Genomic DNA, 17,551 nt, shown 5'->3' on the forward strand with positions numbered 1-17,551 from the left:
CGACGGATGCCGGTGGAGGCATCCGTCGCGCGGGGGAGATGCGCGCTAGTTGAGCGGGCGGATGTCGGACGGCAGCACGCCGCCGGCGTAGAGCTGCGCGGCGGCATCCTCCAGCGCGCCGAGCGCGAGCCGCTGCGTGTACGGGCCGTAGGAGACACGGGCCACGCCGAGCTCGGCGAGGCGCGCCGGAGCCGGCACTCCCGGCAGGCCGATGACGGACAGCCGGCGCTCGCCGAGCGCGTCGACGAGCTCGGCGATCTCGGCCTCGCCGAGGGCGCCGGGCACGAAGACGCACGTCGCCCCCTCGTCGAGGAACGCGCGGCCGCGCTCGATCGCGTCGGCCAGCCACACCTCGCGCGGGCGCTCGTGGCCGCGCAGCCAGGCGTCGGTGCGCGCGTTCAGCGCGAACGGGACGCCCTCGGCCTCGGCCGCCGCGACCGCGGCCCGCACCGCCGCGACCGAATCGGCGAGCGGCTTGAGCTCGTCTTCGAGGTTCGCGCCGACGATGCCCTCGCCGATCGCCCGCCGGATCGTCTCGCCCGGCGCGCCGTAGCCCGCCTCGAGGTCGGCGCTGACCGGCACCTCGACGGCCCGGGCGATGCGCCCGGCCATGTCGAGCATGAGCTCGACCGGGATGCGCTCGCCGTCAGGGTAGCCGAAGCTCGCCGCGATCGAGTGGCTCGCCGTGGCGAGCGCCGTGGTGCCGGGCAGCGCGGCGACGACGCGGGCGCTCACGACGTCCCAGACGTTCACCACCTGCAGCAGCTCGGGCGCCGCGTGCAGCTCGCGCAGGCGCTCGGCGCGGGAGACGGTGAGCTCGGCGAGGTGGGCGGCGTGGTCGTGCGGCGTGGAGGTCATGAGGCGAGGGTAGCCGGAGCCGGTGACGGCGAGCCGGGTCGATGCAGGAAGCCCCGGCCGCACCAGGAATCGCTAGCATGACCGCATGGGGGCGACGACGGCGAGCGGGGGCAGGCGTCTCTCGGTCAACGCCCTGCTCGACGGCGCGGTCTTCGTCTACGCGGGCGTCGCCGCGATCTGGCTCGCCTGGCTCGTGCTCAGTCAGTCGTTCGAGTTCGGCTGGTTCGGCATCCTCTTCTTCCTCGCGTTCTGGCTGCTGCTCGCCTACCTCGTGCTGCCCCGGCTGCACCGCATCCTCACGACGATCTACGTGCCCGACTACTTCATCGGCCGGGCGCGCACGAGCGACGGCCTGCTCGGCGACCCGGTCAACCTCGCGCTGCTCGGCGAGGAGGGCGCCATCCACGAGGCCATGCGCGGCGCCGGGTGGACGCGAGCCGACGACGTCGATGCCGCCTCGAGCTGGCGCATCATCCTCTCCACGATCACCCGCCGCAGCTACGACGAGGCGCCCGTGAGCCCGCTCTTCCTCTTCGGGCGGATGCAGGACTTCGCGTACCAGCAGGAGGTCGAGGGCAATCCGGCGAAACGGCACCACGTGCGCTTCTGGCGGACGCCGGAGGGCTGGCTGCTGCCGGGCGGCCGCCGCGTCGACTGGCTCGCCGCCGGCACCTTCGACCGGGCCGTCGGCTTCTCGCTGTTCACCCTGCAGATCACGCACAAGATCGACGCCGACACCGACGTCGAGCGCGACCACATCGTGCGAACCGTGCTCGACTCCGGCGTGCCGGCGTCGGTCGACGTGATCCGGGACTTCTCCACCGGCTATCACTCGCGCAACGGCGGCGGCGACACGATCACGACCGACGGCGACCTGCCGGTGCTCGCGCTCGGCTCCGCGGTCGCGGCGGCGGATGCCTCGGCCGGGGCATCCGCGACCCGACCCGCCTCCCGCGGGGCGCCCGGCGAGCCGGCCGAGCATCCGGAGACCGCGAAGCGCACCGCGTTCGAGCCGCTCACCCGGCTCGCCGACCGCGACGCGGAGCGGGCCGCGCTCGCCCGGGTGCACCGCCGACCGGCGGCGACCTCGCTCGGGGCGCTGCTCATCGTGGTCCGGGTACTGCTCGGCGTGATCTGGCTGATCGGCCTGTACGTGCAGTGGCCGACGGTCGTGCGCGAGCTCGACCTCGTCGCCGAGGGCGTCACGGAGGGGGAGGTGTCCGCCTTCGTGCTCTGGACGGTCATCGTCGGCGGTGCGGTCGTGCTGCTCGCCGAGCTCGTGTTCGCGTGGCTCGTGTTCCGGGGCAGCAACTGGGCGCGCATCACCGTGATGTTCGTCGCGATCCTCAGCACGCTCGTCTCGGCGGTGGACTACTTCGGCGGCGACGCCGAGATCACGATCCGCACGACGCTGCTGACGCTCGCCGTCGACATCCTCGTGCTGCTCGCCCTGTCGAGCCGCTCGGCCCGCGCCTACGCCCGGCGGGGTCGCGCGGAGCCCTGAGCCCGGTCGAGCGGCGTTCCGGCCTCACAGCGAGCCCGCGTAGCCCTGGCACGCGTCGGGAGTGAGGCCCGCCGCGGCGGCCTGTTCGGCGACGTCGACCGCGGACTCGAGGGGGGTGATGCCATGGCCGATGAGGCAGGCCTGCAGGAGCCGGGTCGTGAACGAGTCGTCTTCGTTCGCGATCTGCCAGGCTTCGTCGACACCGGCGAACTCGCGCTGGTAGCAGCGGTCGTCGTCTCCTGACTGCACGGCTTCGTCGGGCACCGAGTACGCGATGACCTTCTCGCCCCGGGTGATGTTCGCGAGCGGCTGGCCGGCGTCCGACATGCAGTCCTCGTAGCGCGCGAAGGCGTCCTGGTACTCGGGCAGCGACACCGAACCGTCGGCGAGGGCCATCGTCTGCTGCGCCGAGGGGCCGACCGGCGGGAGCTCATCGCGCGTGAGCGGCGCTCCATCCGCCGACGCGCCCGGAACCGAGCACCCCGCGCAGGCGAGCGCGGCTGCGAGGACGAGGGCCTTGGCTGAGTGCTTCATGGTGTCCGCCCTTCAGGTGGAGAAGACGCCCTGCCCGGACACGCCGTGCTCGCCGTCACTGGTGCCTGACTGATACTGGGTCACCGACGATGAACCGTAGCTGAATCCGGTCCAGTAATAGGGGCCTCCTGGGTATGACTGATACTTGACCCGCACCGACAGCGTGAGTGCCGTGCAATCGGGGGTCTTGTTCGTGTAGGCGCCACCGCTGAAATCGCTGTTTCGCCAGCTGTATCCGGTCACGTATCCAGTCCCTGGCGGGTTGTAGACGCAGCTCACGGTTCTCGTGCCGAGCGCCACCGCCGGCGCGCTCTGGGTGACCATCAGGCCGCAGCTGAAGCCGAGGAGCACCGCGCCTGCGAAGGCTCGCGACAGCTTCATGACGACCCTCCTGACCCTGTTGCTGCGGTTGTGCCTGAAATCACAGCACATCGACAAGGGCGCGTCAAGAGGAAATCTCATTTCGGGATCCCAGGAGGCTCCTGAATCGTGGGCTTATGGCGTTTAGTCCAATGTGGACGTTCGTAATCCGGGATTCCAAGGGTGCCCCTGTCCGCCGAGCTCAGTGCGGAGCGTGGTACTCCGCCTCGCCGCGGCGCCAGTAGCCCTTCACCACGAGCTGATCGGACGCGAGGCCCCAGCGGTCGAGCACGAGCGCACGCGCCGGCTTCACGATCGCGTGCTCGGCGGCGACGAAGGCGAACACCTCGCCGGCGGGCCGGTCCTCGGGGCCGAGCGCATCGAGGGCCGCCACGAGCGCCTCGCCCTGCGGGCGCCCGTCGCGGTGCACCCAGCGCAGCTCGGTGCCGGCGGGGGCCTCGAGAGCGGGCCGGTGCGCGGCGTCGGGCACCTCGACGAGCACGAGTCCGCGGGGCGTCGCGTCGCCCTCGCGGGAGAGGCGGGCGAGGAAGCGACGGATCGCCGGCAGCGCCGTCTCGTCGCCCGCGAGCAGCCAGCCGTCGGGCTCGCCGGTGATCACCGTCGCGCCGCGCGGTCCGCCCACCCCGATGACCGAGCCGATCGGCGCGCGGTCGGCCCAGCGTCCGGCGATGCCGTGCTCGCCGTGCACGACGAACTCGATCTCGAGCACGCCGGCCTCGGCGTCCCAGGCGAGCGGGGTGTACTCCCGGCTCGGGGACTCGCGGAGCGCCCCGACGTCGAGCGCACCGGCATCGCCGTCGAAACCGAATCCTTCGGCCGGGCTTTCGCCGGGGAAGAACAGCCGGATGTGGTCGTCGCTGCCGAGCGAGTCGAAACCGCGCAGCGCCTCGCCCTCGAGGCGGAGGCGCAGGTAGTGCGGGGCCAGCCGCTCGCGGGCGGTCAGCGTGACGGGGCGGAAGACGAGCTCGCGGGGCACGCGGTCGAGGGTGAAGGGCATTGCGGGTCCTTTCGGGGTCGCTGCGGTGGTGCGGACGGCGGTCAGTGCTCGGATGCGGATGCGGACCCGGTGCCCGCTGCGGCGGGCACGGCGTCCGGGCGGTAGTAGACGGCGAGGCGCTGGCCGCCGTGCTCCACGACGTCGACGGGGGTGTCGAAGACCGCAGAGAGCACCTCGGGCCGCATGATCTCCTCGGGCGTGCCCGAGGCGACGATCCGGCCGTCGGCGAGGGCGATGATGCGGTCGGCGTAGGCCGAGGCGAAGTTGACGTCGTGCACGACGAGCACGATCGTCTTGCCGAGCTCGTCCGCGGCGTCGCGCAGCCGCTGCATCATCGCCGCCGCGTGCCGCATGTCGAGCGCCGCGAGCGGCTCGTCGAGCAGCACGACCTCGGTGTCCTGCGCGAGCACCATCGCGACGAAGGCGCGCTGGCGCTGCCCGCCCGAGAGCTCGTCGAGGAAGCGCTCCTCGAAGCCCTCCAGGTCGAGGAAGGCGAGCGCCCGGTCCACGGCCTCGCGGTCGGCGGCGGTCAGCCGGCCCTGCGAGTGCGGGAACCGGCCGAAGGACACGAGCTGGCGCACCGTGAGCCGGGCGACGAAGTGGTTCTCCTGCTTCAGGATCGAGACGACCTTCGCGAGCTCGCGCGGCTTCGCCGTGACGACGTCGAGGCCGCCGACCCGCACCCGCCCGCTGTCGGGGTCGAGCAGCCGCCCGACGATCGTGAGCAGGGTCGACTTGCCGGCCCCGTTCGGGCCGACGAGTGCGGTGAGCCCGCCCGAGGCGATCTCGAGGTCGACGGGTCCGAGCGCGCGAGTCGCCCGGTAGTGCTTGTCGACCGCTTCGATGGTGATCAACGCAGCCCCTTCCTGAGGATGACGATGAGGAACGCGAGCCCGCCGACGAACTCGATGACGATGCTGACGAGACCCGCGGCGGCGAAGACGTGCTGCATGACGAAGTACGCGCCGAGCAGGGTCGCGAGGCCGAGCAGCACGGCGACGGGCAGCACCTGGCCGTGCCGATCGGAGGAGACGAACTGGTAGCTCATGATCGCCACCAGGAAGCCGAAGAACGTCATCGGCCCGACCATGGTCGTCGACACCGAGACGAGCACGGCGACGACCACGAGGAGCACGACGATCTCACGCCGGTAGCGCAGGCCGAGGCTCGTCGCGGCATCCCGCCCGAGCGCGATCACGTCGAGCGCCGCGCGTCGCCGCCACGCCCACACCGCGATCGCCGCGACGACGAGGGCGGCCCACGGCAGCACCTCGGGGTTGCCGCGGCCGATGCTGCCGTAGAGCCGCGCGGCGAGCACGTCGAACTCGCTCGGCGTGAGCATCCGCTGCAGGAACGTCGAGACCGAGCCGAAGCCGACCCCGAGCACGACGCCGACGAGCAGCAGCACGTGCAGGTTCGCCCGTTTCCCGGAGAACAGCCAGCCGTAGAGCAGTGTCGCGAAGAGCACCATGAGCGCGCTCTGCGCGACGATCTTGCCGACGCCCTCGACCTGCGTGGCCGCCATCCCGAACACGAAGACGAGCGCCGTCTGCATCAGGGTGTAGAGCGCGTCGAAGCCGAGGATCGACGGCGTCAGGATGCGGTTGCCGGTGGCCGTGTGGAAGAGCACCGTCGCGAGGGCCTGCGCGGCGGCGACGAGCGCGATCGTCGCGACGGCGACCGAGCGGCTCTGCACGATGACCCAGAAGCCGGGCTGGTCGGCCGGCACCGGGTTGCCCCACACGAGCAGTCCCACGGCGAAGAGCGCGGCGGCTGCTCCGGCGACGATCGCGGCGAGGGGGACGCGCCGCTCGCGCGTCGTGGCCGCGGCGGCGGGTCGGGCGGATGCCTCGGCGCCGACGGTCGGGACGGATGCCTCGGCGCTCACGAGCGCACCGCCCGCTGCCGGAGGAGCAGGGCGATGAACACCGCGCTGCCGACGATGCCGAGCACCATCGACACGGGCACCTCGAACGGCATCCGCACGGTGCGCCCGACGAGGTCGCAGGCGGTCACGAGCACGACGCCGCCGACGCAGACCCACGGCAGGTTCGAGCGGAGGTCGTCGCCGCGCACGAGGGAGACGATGTTCGGCACGACGAGTCCGAGGAACGGCAGGAAGCCGACCACCACGACGGTCACGCCAGTGGCGACCGCCACGAGGCTCGTGCCGAGGAGCACGACGGCCTCGTAGCGGACGCCGACGGTGGTCGCGACGTCGCGACCGAGCCCGGCGACCGTGAGCCGGTCGGCGACGACGAAGACGAGGATCGTGACGATCGCGACGGCCCAGAGCACCTCGTAGCGGCCGCGGACGACGCTCGTGAAGCTGCCCATGAACCAGGTGCCGAGCAGTTGCAGCGCGTTGTTCGTCGCGGCGAGGTAGGTGGTGACGGCGCTCACGACGGCGCCGAGCATGATGCCGATGAGCGGCACCACGAGGGTCGAGCGGAGCGCGATGCGGCGGAGCACCGCGAGGAAGACGAGGGTGCCGGCGAAGGCCGCGAGGGAGGCGACGAGCATCTGCACGGGCAGCGGTGCGGTCGGCACGACGAGGAGGGTGACGAGGAGCCCCAGCGCGGCCCACTCGGTGGTGCCGGAGGTGGTGGCGTCGACGAAGCGGTTCTGGGTGAGCATCTGCATCACGAGGCCGCTGACGGCCATCGCGCAGCCCGAGAGCACGAGCGCGACGGTGCGCGGCACGCGGGTGATCCAGAACATCTCGCCGCCGCCCTCCGCGCCGACGACGTCGTAGACGCCCACGAACAGGGAGGCGGCGAGCAGGGCGATCGCGAGCGCGATCGCCGCGGGCAGGGCGAGCACGCGGAGGCGCGCGCCGCGAACGGCGCGCGCCTCCGGCCGGGCGGCGGGGTCTGCCGCCCGAGCGTGGGACGTGTCGAGGCTCAGGATGCCGCCCCGAACGCCTTCGCGAGCTGCTCGTAGACCCCGGTGTAGGTCTGGATGTCCTCGCGGAGGTAGAACGCCGGGTCGACGTAGACGACCTGGCCGCGCTTCACGGCCGTGACGTTCGCGAGCGCCTCCGAGCCTTCGATGAGCTGCTTGGCGGGCACGTAGCCCTCGGCGTCGGTCATGGCGCCCTCGCGGTCGATCACGACGATCCAGTCGGGGTTCGCCGCGGCGATCGCCTCGACGCTGATGTCGTCGCCGTGCGAGGTGTCGTCGGCGGCCTGCTCGATGCCGGGCTTCAGATCGAGCGCGGGGTAGAGCATGCCGAGGCCGCGGCCGGTGACCGGGGCGATGTAGGAGATCTCGCCGCCCGAGGTCATCAGACTGACGACGGTCGAGCTGCCGTCGTAGGCCTCCTTGGCGTCGGCGATCGACTGCTCGAAGTCGGCGACGATCTTCGCCGCCTCGTCCTCGCGGTCGAAGATCTGGCCGAGGATCTCGACCTGGCGCACGAGCTCGGCGGCGGGGTCCTCGCCCTCGCGCGGCGCGATCTCGATGACGGCGGCGTCGGGGTTCTGGCTCACGATCTGGTCGTACGACTCGGCGAAGCGGTAGCCGCCGATGATGAGCTCGGGCTGGGCCGCGACGATCGACTCGAGGTTCGGCTCGAAGTGGGCGCCCACGTCGAGCACCGCCTCGTCGCCGGTGTACTCGGGCCAGATGTCGGTGCCCATGACGCCCTTGGGCGCCGCGGCGAGCGGGATGTCCCAGGCGGAGAGGGTCTCGAAGACGTGGTTGTCGAGGGCGACGACGCGCTTCGGGTTCACCGGGACCTCGACCTCGCCGTGGTTGTCCTCGATCGTGACCGTGGTGGCCGCGGCGGTGCTCGGTTCGGCCTCGGCCGTGCCGCTCGCGCAGCCGGCGAGGAGGAGGCTCGCGGCGGCGAGCGCCCCGGCGGCGGCGAAGATCGACTGGCGTCTGGGCATGCGGAAGTCCCCGTTCGTAGGAGTGTGCAAGGAATGCCGACCCCTCGTCGCGTCGACTAAGGTGAGGCTAACCTTAACCGTAGGCGAATCTCAAACCCCGGCGTGCGCCGCGCAGGGGACCGCCGTGCACCCCTCGCACACCACGGACTGCTGCCGGCACGAGGCATCCGGGCAGTTCGCCGTGCGCTTCGTCGCGGCGCCGCAGCCCGCGCAGCGACCGATCACCTCGGCGTGATCGCTGAAGTCCACCGAGCCGCGCCCATCGAAGACGTACAGCGAGCCCTGCCACAGCCCGTCGTCGCCGAAGCGCTCGCCGTAGCGGACGATGCCGCCCTCGAGCTGGTACACCTCGCCGAAGCCGCGGCTCGCCATCAGCCCCGACAGCACCTCGCAGCGGATGCCGCCCGTGCAGTACGTGACGACGGGCCGGCCCTTCAGGTGGTCGAAGTCGCCGCGGTCGAGCAGCTCCACGAAGTCCCGCGTCGTCTCCGTGGCAGGGACCACCGCCCCTCGGAAGCGGCCGATCTCCGCCTCGAGCGCGTTGCGGCCGTCGAAGAAGACCACCTCGTCGCCGCGCTCGGCGACGAGCTCGTGCAGCGCCTCGGGGTCGAGCCGGGTGCCGCCGCCGACCACGCCGCCCGCGTCGACGACGAGCTCGCCCGGGGCGCCGAAGGACACGATCTCCTCGCGCACCCGCACGCTGAGCTTCGGGAAGTCGAGGCTGGCCCCCGCCTCGTCGAGGCCGGTGCCTTCGCTCCACTTGAAGTCGATGCCGCGGAACGGCGCGTACTCGCGCGTCTTGCGCACGTAGCGCTTCAGCGCGCCGAGCTCACCGCCGAGCGTGCCGTTCAGCCCGTCGCCCGAGATCAGCAGCCGGCCGCGCAGTCCGAGCGACTCGGCGAGGTCGCGCTGCCAGAGGCGGATCGCCTCGGGGTCGGCGATGGGGGTGAACACGTAGTACAGCAGGATCTTGGCGACGGCCACCCCGAAATCCTACGTGGGGCCGCGACGTAGGCTGGGCGGAGGACCGGATGCCGGCGCCTCCGCGTGGATCGAGCGAGGGCCCGGCGAACGACGGAAGGACAGAGATGTTCGATTTCGACCCGTACGAACAGCTGCAGAAGCTGCGGCCGATGGGCTCCTTCGCCCTCACGAGCGAGGACCTCGCGCCGGGGCAGCCGCTCGCCGAGGCGCAGCGCGGGGCCGGTCGTGGCGGCGGGGACGTGTCGCCGCAGCTCAGCTGGTCGGGCTTCCCCGCCGAGACGAAGAGCTTCGCCGTGACCTGCTTCGACACCGACGCCCCGACGGGCTCCGGCTGGTGGCACTGGGCGGTCGCGAACATCCCCGCCTCGGTGACGAGCCTCGCCGCGGGGGCCGGGGCGCCCGACGCGCTCGCCACGGGCGCGCTGCCCGAGGGGGCGCTCGTGCTGCAGAACGAGAACCGCGAGCCGCGGTACCGGGGGTCCGGGCCGCCCGCCGGCAGCGGCCTGCACCGCTACTTCTTCGCCGTGCACGCGCTCGACGTGGCGCACCTCGACCTCGACCCGGCCGTGACGACGCCGGCCGTGCTCGGCTTCAACTGCTTCTTCCACGGGCTGGCTCGGGGCATCCTGATCGGCACCGACGTCAACCCCGCCGACGCGGGCTGATCGGGGCGGGCCGGCTCGGTCGCCTCAGCCGGCCGAGCCCGCACTCGGGGTGAACGCGATCGACCCGCTCGCGTCTCGCGAGACCGTGCCGGTGTACGAGGCCTCGACCGTGGTGGAGACGTCGCCGTTCCAGAACACGACGTCGTACTCCGCGGTGGTGACGAACTCGCCGTCCAGGAAGACGATCTGCGGTTCGCTCTTCGGGAACCACTCCGTGCCGGAGCTCTCGCGGGGCTCGGTCGGGAACCCGGCCGGGCACGACGGCCCGGCGAAGCCGTCGGCCTCGCACGCCGCCTGGAGTCGCGCGAGCGCGTCGGCCAGGCCGGGATCGACGTCCTGCATGAACACGGGAGTGAACGCGAAGCCCGTGCCGATGATCGAGCCGTCGGCGGCGACGACCTCGGGGACGTAGGCCGTGAAGGCGGACGCCCCGCCGGCGCCTTCCAGGAGCCCGGTGGGGTCGGCGTACTCGACGGCGTAGGCGCCGGGCAGCAGGGCGACCTCGGCGGCGGGTTCGAGGAGCGGGAACTCCACGCGGTCGTTGACGATCAGGGTGCCGGGGACCGGAGCGGGCGCCCCGATCCGTTCCGCCGGGCCCAACCGGTCGATCTTCACCTCGTCGCCGTCTCTGCTGGTGCCGAGTTCCAGGGTGACCGGGGCGTCGACGCCGTCGAACGCGAACTCCACGGTCACCGTGGCGCCGTCGGCCGACCCCGCCGACGAGACGATGTGCGCGTCGGTCGGCAGGGCCGCCGAGGCCCGGTAGAACGCGTCGTCGATGAGCGCGTCGTCGAACTCGATCGTGGTCAGCGCGGCGGCCTCGCTCGCCTCGCCCGCTTCGAGGTGCGCGAGGAACGCGTCCACGACGGCGGTGCTCTCGGACGTGTCGGTGCCCGCCGGCTGCGGTGCGCAGCCGGCCAGGGCGGCGCTCGCGATGCCGAGGGCGGCTGCGGCGGTCAGGGGTTTCCAGCGTGTCACGGATGCTCCCGTCTTCGGAGTGCGTGCGGTCGGGATGAGCGGACTCGGCTCGTGCGGCTCGGCGCTCACCGGGCGAGGAGCAGCAGGAGGAACGTCAGGACCAGCGCCGCGGCTCCGGCCCCGATCCACGGCAGCAGCCGGCGGAATTCGAACGCCACGCCGCGCTGCGGCTTGGAGAGTCCGGTCAGCGCGGGGTCGTGCGCGGCCGCCGCGTGGTCGCCCGCGGTGGCGGCGGGGTCGAGCAGCGCGATCGCCGGGTCGTGCGGATGGAGCAGCAGCCTCGCGCCGCTGTCCTGCGCCGGCACCGGCTGCGGGGCGAGGCGCACCGCCACCGGGAGCGTTCCCCGGGCGCCGAGGTCCGCCACGTACATCGCCGTGCGGAACGGCGCCCGCTTGCCGGCGCGCGGGACTCGCGAGAGGATCGCCGGCACCCGGGGCCACGAGGAGACCGCGCCGGGGTCGGCGGCGAGCAGCGCGGATGCCGCGGACAGGCGGTGCTGCAGCCCCGCCTCCTCCCGCGCCATGACCGTGAGGGCGACCAGCGTGCCGATCATCCACGCGACCCAGCCCGCCGCGATGACGACGACGGGTGCGAGCGTGAGCTCGCCGGGCGCGAACAGCGACGCCACCCCGCCGAGCATGACGCCCGCCGGGATGAGCTGGAGCGGCAGGACCACTCGCATGAGCCGCGCCTGCGCGTCGGGCACCGAGCGGAGGTGCGAATCGGATGCGTACGGAGGTGCTGGCAGTCGCCCCTGCTGCTGATCACTCACGCAACGAAGTCTACGAACTCGGCGTTCGGTATGCCAGGCGGGCGGCGTCTCCCCGAGATCTGGCGCGTGTCGGATGCGGTGGCGTCGGATCGATCTCCGTGCTCGGACACCAGCTCGTCGGCGGGAGGGCTAGTGCTTCGCGCCGCTGAGCGCGAGCACGCCGCCGAGGCCGATCATCATGACGCCGCCGGTGGTCGCGAGGTGCTCGGCGCGCTTCGGCGAACGGGCGAACCAGTCGCGCGCCGAGCCCGCCGCGAGCGCCCACACCGAATCGCAGGCGAGCGCGAGCACCACGAACACGACGCCGAGCGTCGCGAGCTGCAGCGGGATCGCGCCCGCGCCGAAGTCGACGAACTGCGGCAGCACCGCCACGAAGAACGCGATCGTCTTCGGGTTCGTCACGCCCACGAGGAATCCCTCGCCGAGCAGCTGCCACGGTGACCGACGCGCCACCCGGCCGGCGATCGCGGCCGAGGCATCCCTCCGGTGCCGGATGGCCTGCACGCCGAGGTAGGCGAGGTAGAGCGCCCCGACGATCTTCACGATCGTGAACAGCACCACCGACTGCGCCACGACGACGCCGACGCCGAGCGCGACGGCCGCGACGAGCGGGATCATGCCGAGCGCGTTGCCGACGACGCTCAGCATCCCGCCGACCCGGCCGAGCGCGAGCGAACGGCCGATCACGAACAGCACGCTCGGGCCGGGCACGACGATGAGCACGACCGAGGCGGCCACGAAGGCCCAGAGGTTGGCGGCGGGGACCATGCGAGGATGCTACTCCGCTAGCGTGGCGGTGTGAGCCCCCACATCTCCGCCACGGTCGCCGACGGCGTCGGCCACGTGACGCTCGACCGGCCAGAGGCCATCAACGCCCTCTCCTACGAGATGGTGCGCGAGCTCACGGGCGTGCTCGAGGCGTGGCGGCGTGACACCGAGGTCGGCCTGGTCGTCCTCGACGGGGCGGGGGAGCGCGGCTTCTGCGCCGGCGGCGACATCCGCGAGCTCTACGGCTACGCCACGAGCGACGGGCACGAGGAGGCACGGGCCTTCTTCCGAACGGAGTACCGGCTGGATGCCGCGATCGCCCGCTACCCGAAGCCGGTCGTCGCCATCATGGACGGCATCGCGATGGGCGGCGGCATCGGTCTCGCCGGGCACGCCGCGATCCGCATCGTGACCGAGCGCTCCCGCGTCGCGATGCCCGAGACCCGCATCGGCTTCACCCCCGACGTCGGCGGCAGCTGGCTGCTCGCGAAGGCCCCCGGCGAGCTCGGGGTGCACCTCGGGCTGAACGCCCGCACCATGGACGCGGCCGACGCCCTCCATGCCGGCTTCGCCGACGCGTACGTGCCCTCCGAGCGGCTGTCCCACCTCGTGCAGGCGCTCGCCGAGCGCGCTGACCCGGGCAGCCCCGCCGAGATCGTCATGCTCTTCGACGAGACTCCCGAGCCCTCGAAGCTCGCGCTCGCCCGCGACTGGGTGGACGCCTGCTACTCGGCGCCGACGGTCGCCGAGATCGTGCGCCGGCTGCGCGAGCACGGGCACGAGGATGCCGAGGCCGCCGCCGACGAGCTCGAGTCGCTGTCGCCGACGGCGCTCGCCGTGACGCTCGCCTCGATCCGCCGGGCGCGCACGCTGCCCGCGCTCGAGGACGCGCTGGAGCAGGAGTTCCGGGCGGTCAGCTGGTTCCTCGACCAGCCCGATCTGCACGAGGGCATCCGTGCGCGGGTCATCGACAAGGACCGGTCCCCGCGCTGGAACCCGCCCGAGATCCGCGACGTGCCGCTCGACCTGCCGGGCCGCGTGCTCGAGACCCCGGCGCCCGGCGGCGGCGTCTTCGCCTGACCCCCGCGGCCGAGCAGCTCAGCCGCGCGTCGCGCGCGCCTCGGTGAGGCAGGCCTCCAGGGCGACCCAGGAGAGCATCGCGCACTTCACCCGCATGACGTACTTCGAGACGCCGTGGAAGGCGATCGCGTCCTCGAGCAGCTCCTCATCGGGTTCGCCGGCGCCCTGCGAGCGCAGCATCGCCCGGAAGGCGTCGATGCGCTCGCCGGCCTCCTCGAGGGTGCGGCCGGCCATGAGGTCGACGAGCGCCGACGCCGAGGCCATCGAGATGCTGCAGCCGTCGCCCTGCCAGGCGAGCTCCTCGATGCGCTCGCCCGCGTCGTCGAGGCGGATGCGCATGGTCAGCTCGTCGCCGCACGTCGGGTTGTACTCGTGGTGCTCCGCGGCCGCGTGCTCGAGCGGCCCGTCGCCGTGCCTGGCCTTCGAGTGGTCGAGGATGATCTGCTGGTACAGCCCTTCGAGCCCGCTCACGCGACGACCCCCGTCTGCTCGCCGGCGCCCGCGACGCCGAAGAAGCGGCGCACGCCGCCGAGGGCGTCGATGAAGCGGTCGACCTCGTCCTCCGTGGTGTAGACGTGCGCGCTCGCGCGGGTCGTGGCGGTGACGCCGAGCGCCCGGTGCAGCGGCTGCGCGCAGTGGTGGCCCACGCGCACGACGACGCCCGCCTCGTCGAGGTACTGGCCGACGTCGTGGGCGTGCACGTCGTCGACGACGACCGAGACGAGCCCGGCGCGCTCCTCGCCGGGCGGCGGCCCGATCAGGCGCACGCCGGGCAGCTCCGCGACGGCCTCGGCCATGCGGGCCGCGAGCGCGGACTCGTGCCGGGCGACCTCGGCCATGCCGAGCTCGTCGAGGTAGCGGGCCGCCTCGGCGAGGGCGACGACCTGGGACACCGGCTGGGTGCCCGCCTCGAAGCGGTGCGGCGCGGGCAGGAACTCGGCGTGCTCGAGCGTCACCCGGGTGATCGTGGAGCCGCCGGTGCGCGCCGGGGGCAGCGCGTCGAGCAGCTCGGCGCGGCCGTAGAGGCCGCCGATGCCGTTCGGCCCGAGCATCTTGTGGCCGGAGAACGCGGCGAAGTCGACGCCGGACGCGGCGAGGTCGCTCGGCCGGTGGGGGACCGACTGGCAGGCGTCGAGCACGACGAGCGCCTCGGGCGAGCGCTCGCGCACGAGGGCGACGAGCTCGGCGACCGGGGCGAGGAAGCCCGTGACGTTCGACACCTCGGCGAAGGCGACGACGCGGGTGCGCGGCGAGAGCACGGCGGCGAGCTCGGCCGGGCCCCAGAGCCCGCGCGCATCGACCCGGACGGGCCGCAGCACGGCGCCGGTGCGGGCCGCGAGCCGCTGCCAGGGGATCAGGTTGGCGTGATGCTCGGCCTCGACGACGACGAGCTCGTCGCCCGGGTGGAGGGCGAAGCGGGATGCCTCGGCGCCGCCGAGTCCGGCGGAGGCATCCGCCATGCCGAGCGCGACGATGTTCAGCGCGTCGGTGGCGTTCTCGGCCCAGACGAGCTCGCGCTCGCCGGCCCCGACGAAGCGGGCGACGGTGGCCCTGGCGTCCTCGAAGAGCGTCGTGGAGCGGCCCACGGCGGCGCTCGCGCCGCGGTGCACCGGGGCGAGGTGGTGTTCGAGGTACTCGCGTTCGGCGTCGAGCACGCGGGCGGGCCGTTGCGAGGTCGCGGCGGAGTCGAGGTACGCGGGGGCGTGCTCGCCGGCGTCGCGGAAGACGGGGAAGTCGAGGCGGAGATCGGCGACGCGCCGGGCCCCGAGGGTGTCGCTGCTCATCCCTTCCATCGTCCCATGCTCAGCCTGGAGGAGACCCGGATTCATGTATACATTCACGCGCAATACTCGCGTTCACCGCGTGTGCTAGCGTCGTAATGTATACATCGAGCGGGAGGTGCGGATGCGAGCCAGCGAACGCGCGTACCAGCGCCTCCGCGAGGAGATCCTCGACGGGGAGCTCGCCCCCGGCGCCCCGCTCGGCGAGGTCGAGCAGGCCGCGCGGCTCGGCGTCTCCCGCACGCCCGTCCGCGAGGCCTTCGCCCGGCTCGAGGCCGACGGCCTCGCCACCGCCGCGTCCGCCCGCGTCCTCGTCGTCGCCGAGCTCAGCCCCGAGAGCATCGCCGCGCTCTACGAACTGCGCGAGGCCCTCGAAGAGCGTGCGGCGCGGCTCGCCGCCGAACGGCGCGATCCGGCGCCGTTCCTGGCCGTGCGCCGCCGCATCGTCGCCGCCACCGAGCAGCTCGACGGCGGCGCCGACGGGCTCACCGAGTACTACGCCGCGATCGCCGAGCTCGACGAGGCCGTCGATCGCGCCGCGGGCAACCCGCTATTGACGGCCGCGCTGCGCGGCGCCCGGCTGCACTCCGCACGCGTGCGCCGGCTCGCCAGGCACCACCCGGCCCGGCTGCGCCGCGCCGCCGACGAGCACCTGCTCATCGTCGACGCGATCATCGACGGTGACGCCTCGCTCGCCGCGCACGCCACCCACGTCCACCTGCACCTGAGCCTTCGTCACGCCCTCGCCTCCATCGGCGGGCGGAGCGTAGCCTGACACCGACCGAACACCGAAGGGATCCCCCGATGCAGACCCACCACCTGCGCACGCACCGCAGCGACGAGGACCTGCCCCGCGAGGGCCAGCTCGCCTGGCAGCTCGCCGAGCTCGCCGCCGACCCCGTCGAGCTCGACGCCGACGTCGTCGACATGGTGGTGAACCGGGTCATCGACAACGCGGCGGTCGCCGCGGCATCCCTCACCCGCCGTCCCGTGGTCTCGGCGCGCAGCCAGGCCTTCGCCCACCCCGTCTCGATCGGCGGCGAGGGCGCGACCGTGTTCGGCGCCGACCCCGCCCGCCGCACGAGCCCCGAGTGGGCCGCCTGGGCGAACGGGGTCGCCGTGCGCGAGCTCGACTACCACGACACCTTCCTCGCCGCGGAGTACTCGCACCCGGGCGACAACATCCCGCCGATCGTCGCCGTGGCGCAGCACCTCGCCGCCGCCCGCGGGCTCACCGGCCGCGACGTCGTGCGCGGCATCGCGACCGGCTACGAGATCCAGATCGACCTCGCCAAGGCGATCAGCCTGCACAAGCACAAGATCGACCACGTCGCCCACCTCGGCCCGAGCGCCGCGGCCGGCATCGGCACCCTGCTCGGCCTCGACCGCGAGACGATCTTCCAGGCCATCGGCCAGGCGCTGCACACCACGACGGCGACCCGCCAGTCCCGCAAGGGCGAGATCTCCAGCTGGAAGGCGCACGCCCCCGCCTTCGCCGGCAAGATGGCGATCGAGGCCGTCGACCGGGCCATGCGCGGCGAGACCAGCCCCGTGCCGATCTACGAGGGCGAGGACGGCGTCATCGCCTGGCTCCTCGACGGCCCCGACGGCTCCTACGAGGTCCCCCTGCCCGAGCGCGGCGAGGCCAAGCGGGCCATCCTCGACTCCTACACGAAGGAGCACTCGGCCGAGTACCAGGCCCAGGCGTGGATCGACCTCGCCCGCCGCCTGCACGAGGCGTACCCCCTGATCCTCGACGACCCCGAGCGCATCGAGTCGATCGTGCTGCACACCTCGCACCACACGCACTACGTCATCGGCTCGGGTGCGAACGACCCGCAGAAGTACGACCCGGACGCCTCGCGCGAGACGCTCGACCACTCCATCCCGTACATCTTCGCGGTCGCCCTGCAGGACGGCGCCTGGCACCACGAGCACTCCTACTCCCCGGAGCGGGCGCACCGGCCCGAGACCGTCGCGCTCTGGCGCAAGATCTCGACGGTCGAGGATGCCGAGTGGACCCGCCGCTACCACTCGCTCGACATCGCCGAGAAGGCCTTCGGCGGCCGCGTCGTCATCACGCTCGCCGACGGCGGCGAGATCGTCGACGAGATCGCCGTCGCCGACGCGCACCCGCTCGGCGCCCGGCCGTTCGCGCGCGAGCAGTACGTGCAGAAGTTCCGGCTGCTCGCCGACGGCGTGCTCGAGGCGGACGAGATCGAGCGTTTCCTCGAGCTCGCCCAGCGCCTGCCGGAGCTCTCGCCCGACGAGCTCGGCGGCCTCACCATCACCGCGGGCCCCGGTGTCCTCGCCGGCCTCGCGATCCCCACGGGACTGTTCTGACGGAGGTCAGCC

At 72.9% G+C, this 17,551-nt stretch carries 19 protein-coding genes; 5 read left to right on the forward strand and 14 right to left on the reverse strand.

The genetic code is table 11. The annotated features are described in order from the left end of the window. Positions 1–45 precede the first annotated feature (45 nt). Positions 46–858: an isocitrate lyase/PEP mutase family protein gene (locus tag IEY71_RS10020; protein ID WP_189085207.1), complete on the reverse strand. Its 813-nt coding sequence runs from the start codon at positions 856–858 to the stop codon at positions 46–48. 85 nt (positions 859–943) lie between these two features. On the opposite strand from IEY71_RS10020, the gene IEY71_RS10025 reads away from it, so the two are divergent. Further along, positions 944–2,362, forward strand: a complete 1,419-nt coding sequence (locus tag IEY71_RS10025; protein ID WP_189085208.1) for an LssY C-terminal domain-containing protein — start codon at positions 944–946, stop codon at positions 2,360–2,362. Positions 2,363–2,386: 24 nt separating this feature from the next. On the opposite strand, the gene IEY71_RS10030 is transcribed toward IEY71_RS10025, so the two are convergent. The 8 genes from IEY71_RS10030 to trhO all read right to left on the reverse strand — a co-directional run bounded on the left by IEY71_RS10030 (position 2,387) and on the right by trhO (position 9,151). Then, positions 2,387–2,896, reverse strand: coding sequence for a hypothetical protein (locus IEY71_RS10030; protein WP_189085209.1), 510 nt, complete (start codon positions 2,894–2,896; stop codon positions 2,387–2,389). 12 nt (positions 2,897–2,908) lie between these two features. Further along, positions 2,909–3,277: a hypothetical protein gene (locus IEY71_RS10035; protein ID WP_189085210.1), complete on the reverse strand. Its 369-nt coding sequence runs from the start codon at positions 3,275–3,277 to the stop codon at positions 2,909–2,911. Between the two features lie 181 nt (positions 3,278–3,458). Continuing rightward, positions 3,459–4,274 carry a siderophore-interacting protein gene (locus tag IEY71_RS10040; RefSeq protein ID WP_189085211.1) on the reverse strand — a complete coding sequence of 272 codons (816 nt, stop codon included), beginning with the start codon at positions 4,272–4,274 and terminating at the stop codon, positions 3,459–3,461. 41 nt (positions 4,275–4,315) lie between these two features. Continuing rightward, entirely contained in the window at positions 4,316–5,128 is an 813-nt protein-coding gene (locus tag IEY71_RS10045; protein ID WP_189085212.1) for an iron ABC transporter ATP-binding protein, read from the reverse strand. Next, a complete protein-coding gene (locus IEY71_RS10050) occupies positions 5,125–6,162 on the reverse strand; it encodes an iron chelate uptake ABC transporter family permease subunit (protein WP_189085213.1) in 1,038 nt (345 codons plus the stop codon). Before IEY71_RS10050 ends, IEY71_RS10045 begins: the two co-directional genes overlap by 4 nt. Then, on the reverse strand, positions 6,159–7,097 hold the full coding sequence (locus tag IEY71_RS10055; protein WP_229781662.1) for an ABC transporter permease: 939 nt from the start codon (positions 7,095–7,097) through the stop codon (positions 6,159–6,161). The genes IEY71_RS10050 and IEY71_RS10055 overlap by 4 nt, the downstream gene beginning before the upstream one ends. 80 nt (positions 7,098–7,177) lie before the next feature. After that, a complete protein-coding gene (locus IEY71_RS10060; protein ID WP_189085214.1) occupies positions 7,178–8,167 on the reverse strand; it encodes a siderophore ABC transporter substrate-binding protein in 990 nt (329 codons plus the stop codon). A 90-nt stretch (positions 8,168–8,257) separates the two neighbouring features. Continuing rightward, positions 8,258–9,151 carry an oxygen-dependent tRNA uridine(34) hydroxylase TrhO gene (gene trhO / locus IEY71_RS10065; RefSeq protein ID WP_189085215.1) on the reverse strand — a complete coding sequence of 298 codons (894 nt, stop codon included), beginning with the start codon at positions 9,149–9,151 and terminating at the stop codon, positions 8,258–8,260. Between the two features lie 104 nt (positions 9,152–9,255). On the opposite strand from trhO, the gene IEY71_RS10070 reads away from it, so the two are divergent. Then, entirely contained in the window at positions 9,256–9,816 is a 561-nt protein-coding gene (locus IEY71_RS10070) for a YbhB/YbcL family Raf kinase inhibitor-like protein (RefSeq protein ID WP_189085216.1), read from the forward strand. A gap of 24 nt (positions 9,817–9,840) precedes the next feature. On the opposite strand, the gene IEY71_RS10075 is transcribed toward IEY71_RS10070, so the two are convergent. The 3 genes from IEY71_RS10075 to IEY71_RS10085 all read right to left on the reverse strand — a co-directional run bounded on the left by IEY71_RS10075 (position 9,841) and on the right by IEY71_RS10085 (position 12,335). Further along, positions 9,841–10,794 carry a hypothetical protein gene (locus IEY71_RS10075; protein WP_189085217.1) on the reverse strand — a complete coding sequence of 318 codons (954 nt, stop codon included), beginning with the start codon at positions 10,792–10,794 and terminating at the stop codon, positions 9,841–9,843. Positions 10,795–10,859: 65 nt separating this feature from the next. After that, the gene (locus tag IEY71_RS10080; protein ID WP_189085218.1) at positions 10,860–11,567 is read right to left on the reverse strand and encodes a hypothetical protein; all 708 of its coding nucleotides are present in this window, start codon (positions 11,565–11,567) and stop codon (positions 10,860–10,862) included. 129 nt (positions 11,568–11,696) lie between these two features. Then, on the reverse strand, positions 11,697–12,335 hold the full coding sequence (locus tag IEY71_RS10085) for a LysE family translocator (protein ID WP_189085219.1): 639 nt from the start codon (positions 12,333–12,335) through the stop codon (positions 11,697–11,699). Positions 12,336–12,365: 30 nt separating this feature from the next. Here IEY71_RS10085 and IEY71_RS10090 point away from each other — a divergent pair, with 30 nt between their 5' ends. Continuing rightward, on the forward strand, positions 12,366–13,415 hold the full coding sequence (locus tag IEY71_RS10090) for an enoyl-CoA hydratase/isomerase family protein (protein ID WP_189085220.1): 1,050 nt from the start codon (positions 12,366–12,368) through the stop codon (positions 13,413–13,415). Positions 13,416–13,433: 18 nt separating this feature from the next. On the opposite strand, the gene sufU is transcribed toward IEY71_RS10090, so the two are convergent. Together sufU and IEY71_RS10100 are read right to left on the reverse strand one after the other, a co-directional pair. Next, on the reverse strand, positions 13,434–13,886 hold the full coding sequence (gene sufU, locus IEY71_RS10095; RefSeq protein ID WP_189085221.1) for a Fe-S cluster assembly sulfur transfer protein SufU: 453 nt from the start codon (positions 13,884–13,886) through the stop codon (positions 13,434–13,436). Next, complete coding sequence (locus IEY71_RS10100; protein WP_189085222.1) at positions 13,883–15,199, reverse strand: aminotransferase class V-fold PLP-dependent enzyme; 1,317 nt, start codon at positions 15,197–15,199, stop codon at positions 13,883–13,885. Before IEY71_RS10100 ends, sufU begins: the two co-directional genes overlap by 4 nt. Positions 15,200–15,320: 121 nt before the next feature. Here IEY71_RS10100 and IEY71_RS10105 point away from each other — a divergent pair, with 121 nt between their 5' ends. Together IEY71_RS10105 and IEY71_RS10110 are read left to right on the forward strand one after the other, a co-directional pair. Beyond that, a complete protein-coding gene (locus IEY71_RS10105) occupies positions 15,321–15,971 on the forward strand; it encodes a GntR family transcriptional regulator (RefSeq protein ID WP_189085223.1) in 651 nt (216 codons plus the stop codon). Positions 15,972–16,000: 29 nt separating this feature from the next. Further along, a complete protein-coding gene (locus tag IEY71_RS10110) occupies positions 16,001–17,539 on the forward strand; it encodes an MmgE/PrpD family protein (protein ID WP_189085224.1) in 1,539 nt (512 codons plus the stop codon). Positions 17,540–17,551: the final 12 nt, after the last annotated feature.

It is taken from the genome of Agromyces mediolanus, from assembly GCF_014648575.1.
Lineage (GTDB): Bacteria > Actinomycetota > Actinomycetes > Actinomycetales > Microbacteriaceae > Agromyces > Agromyces mediolanus.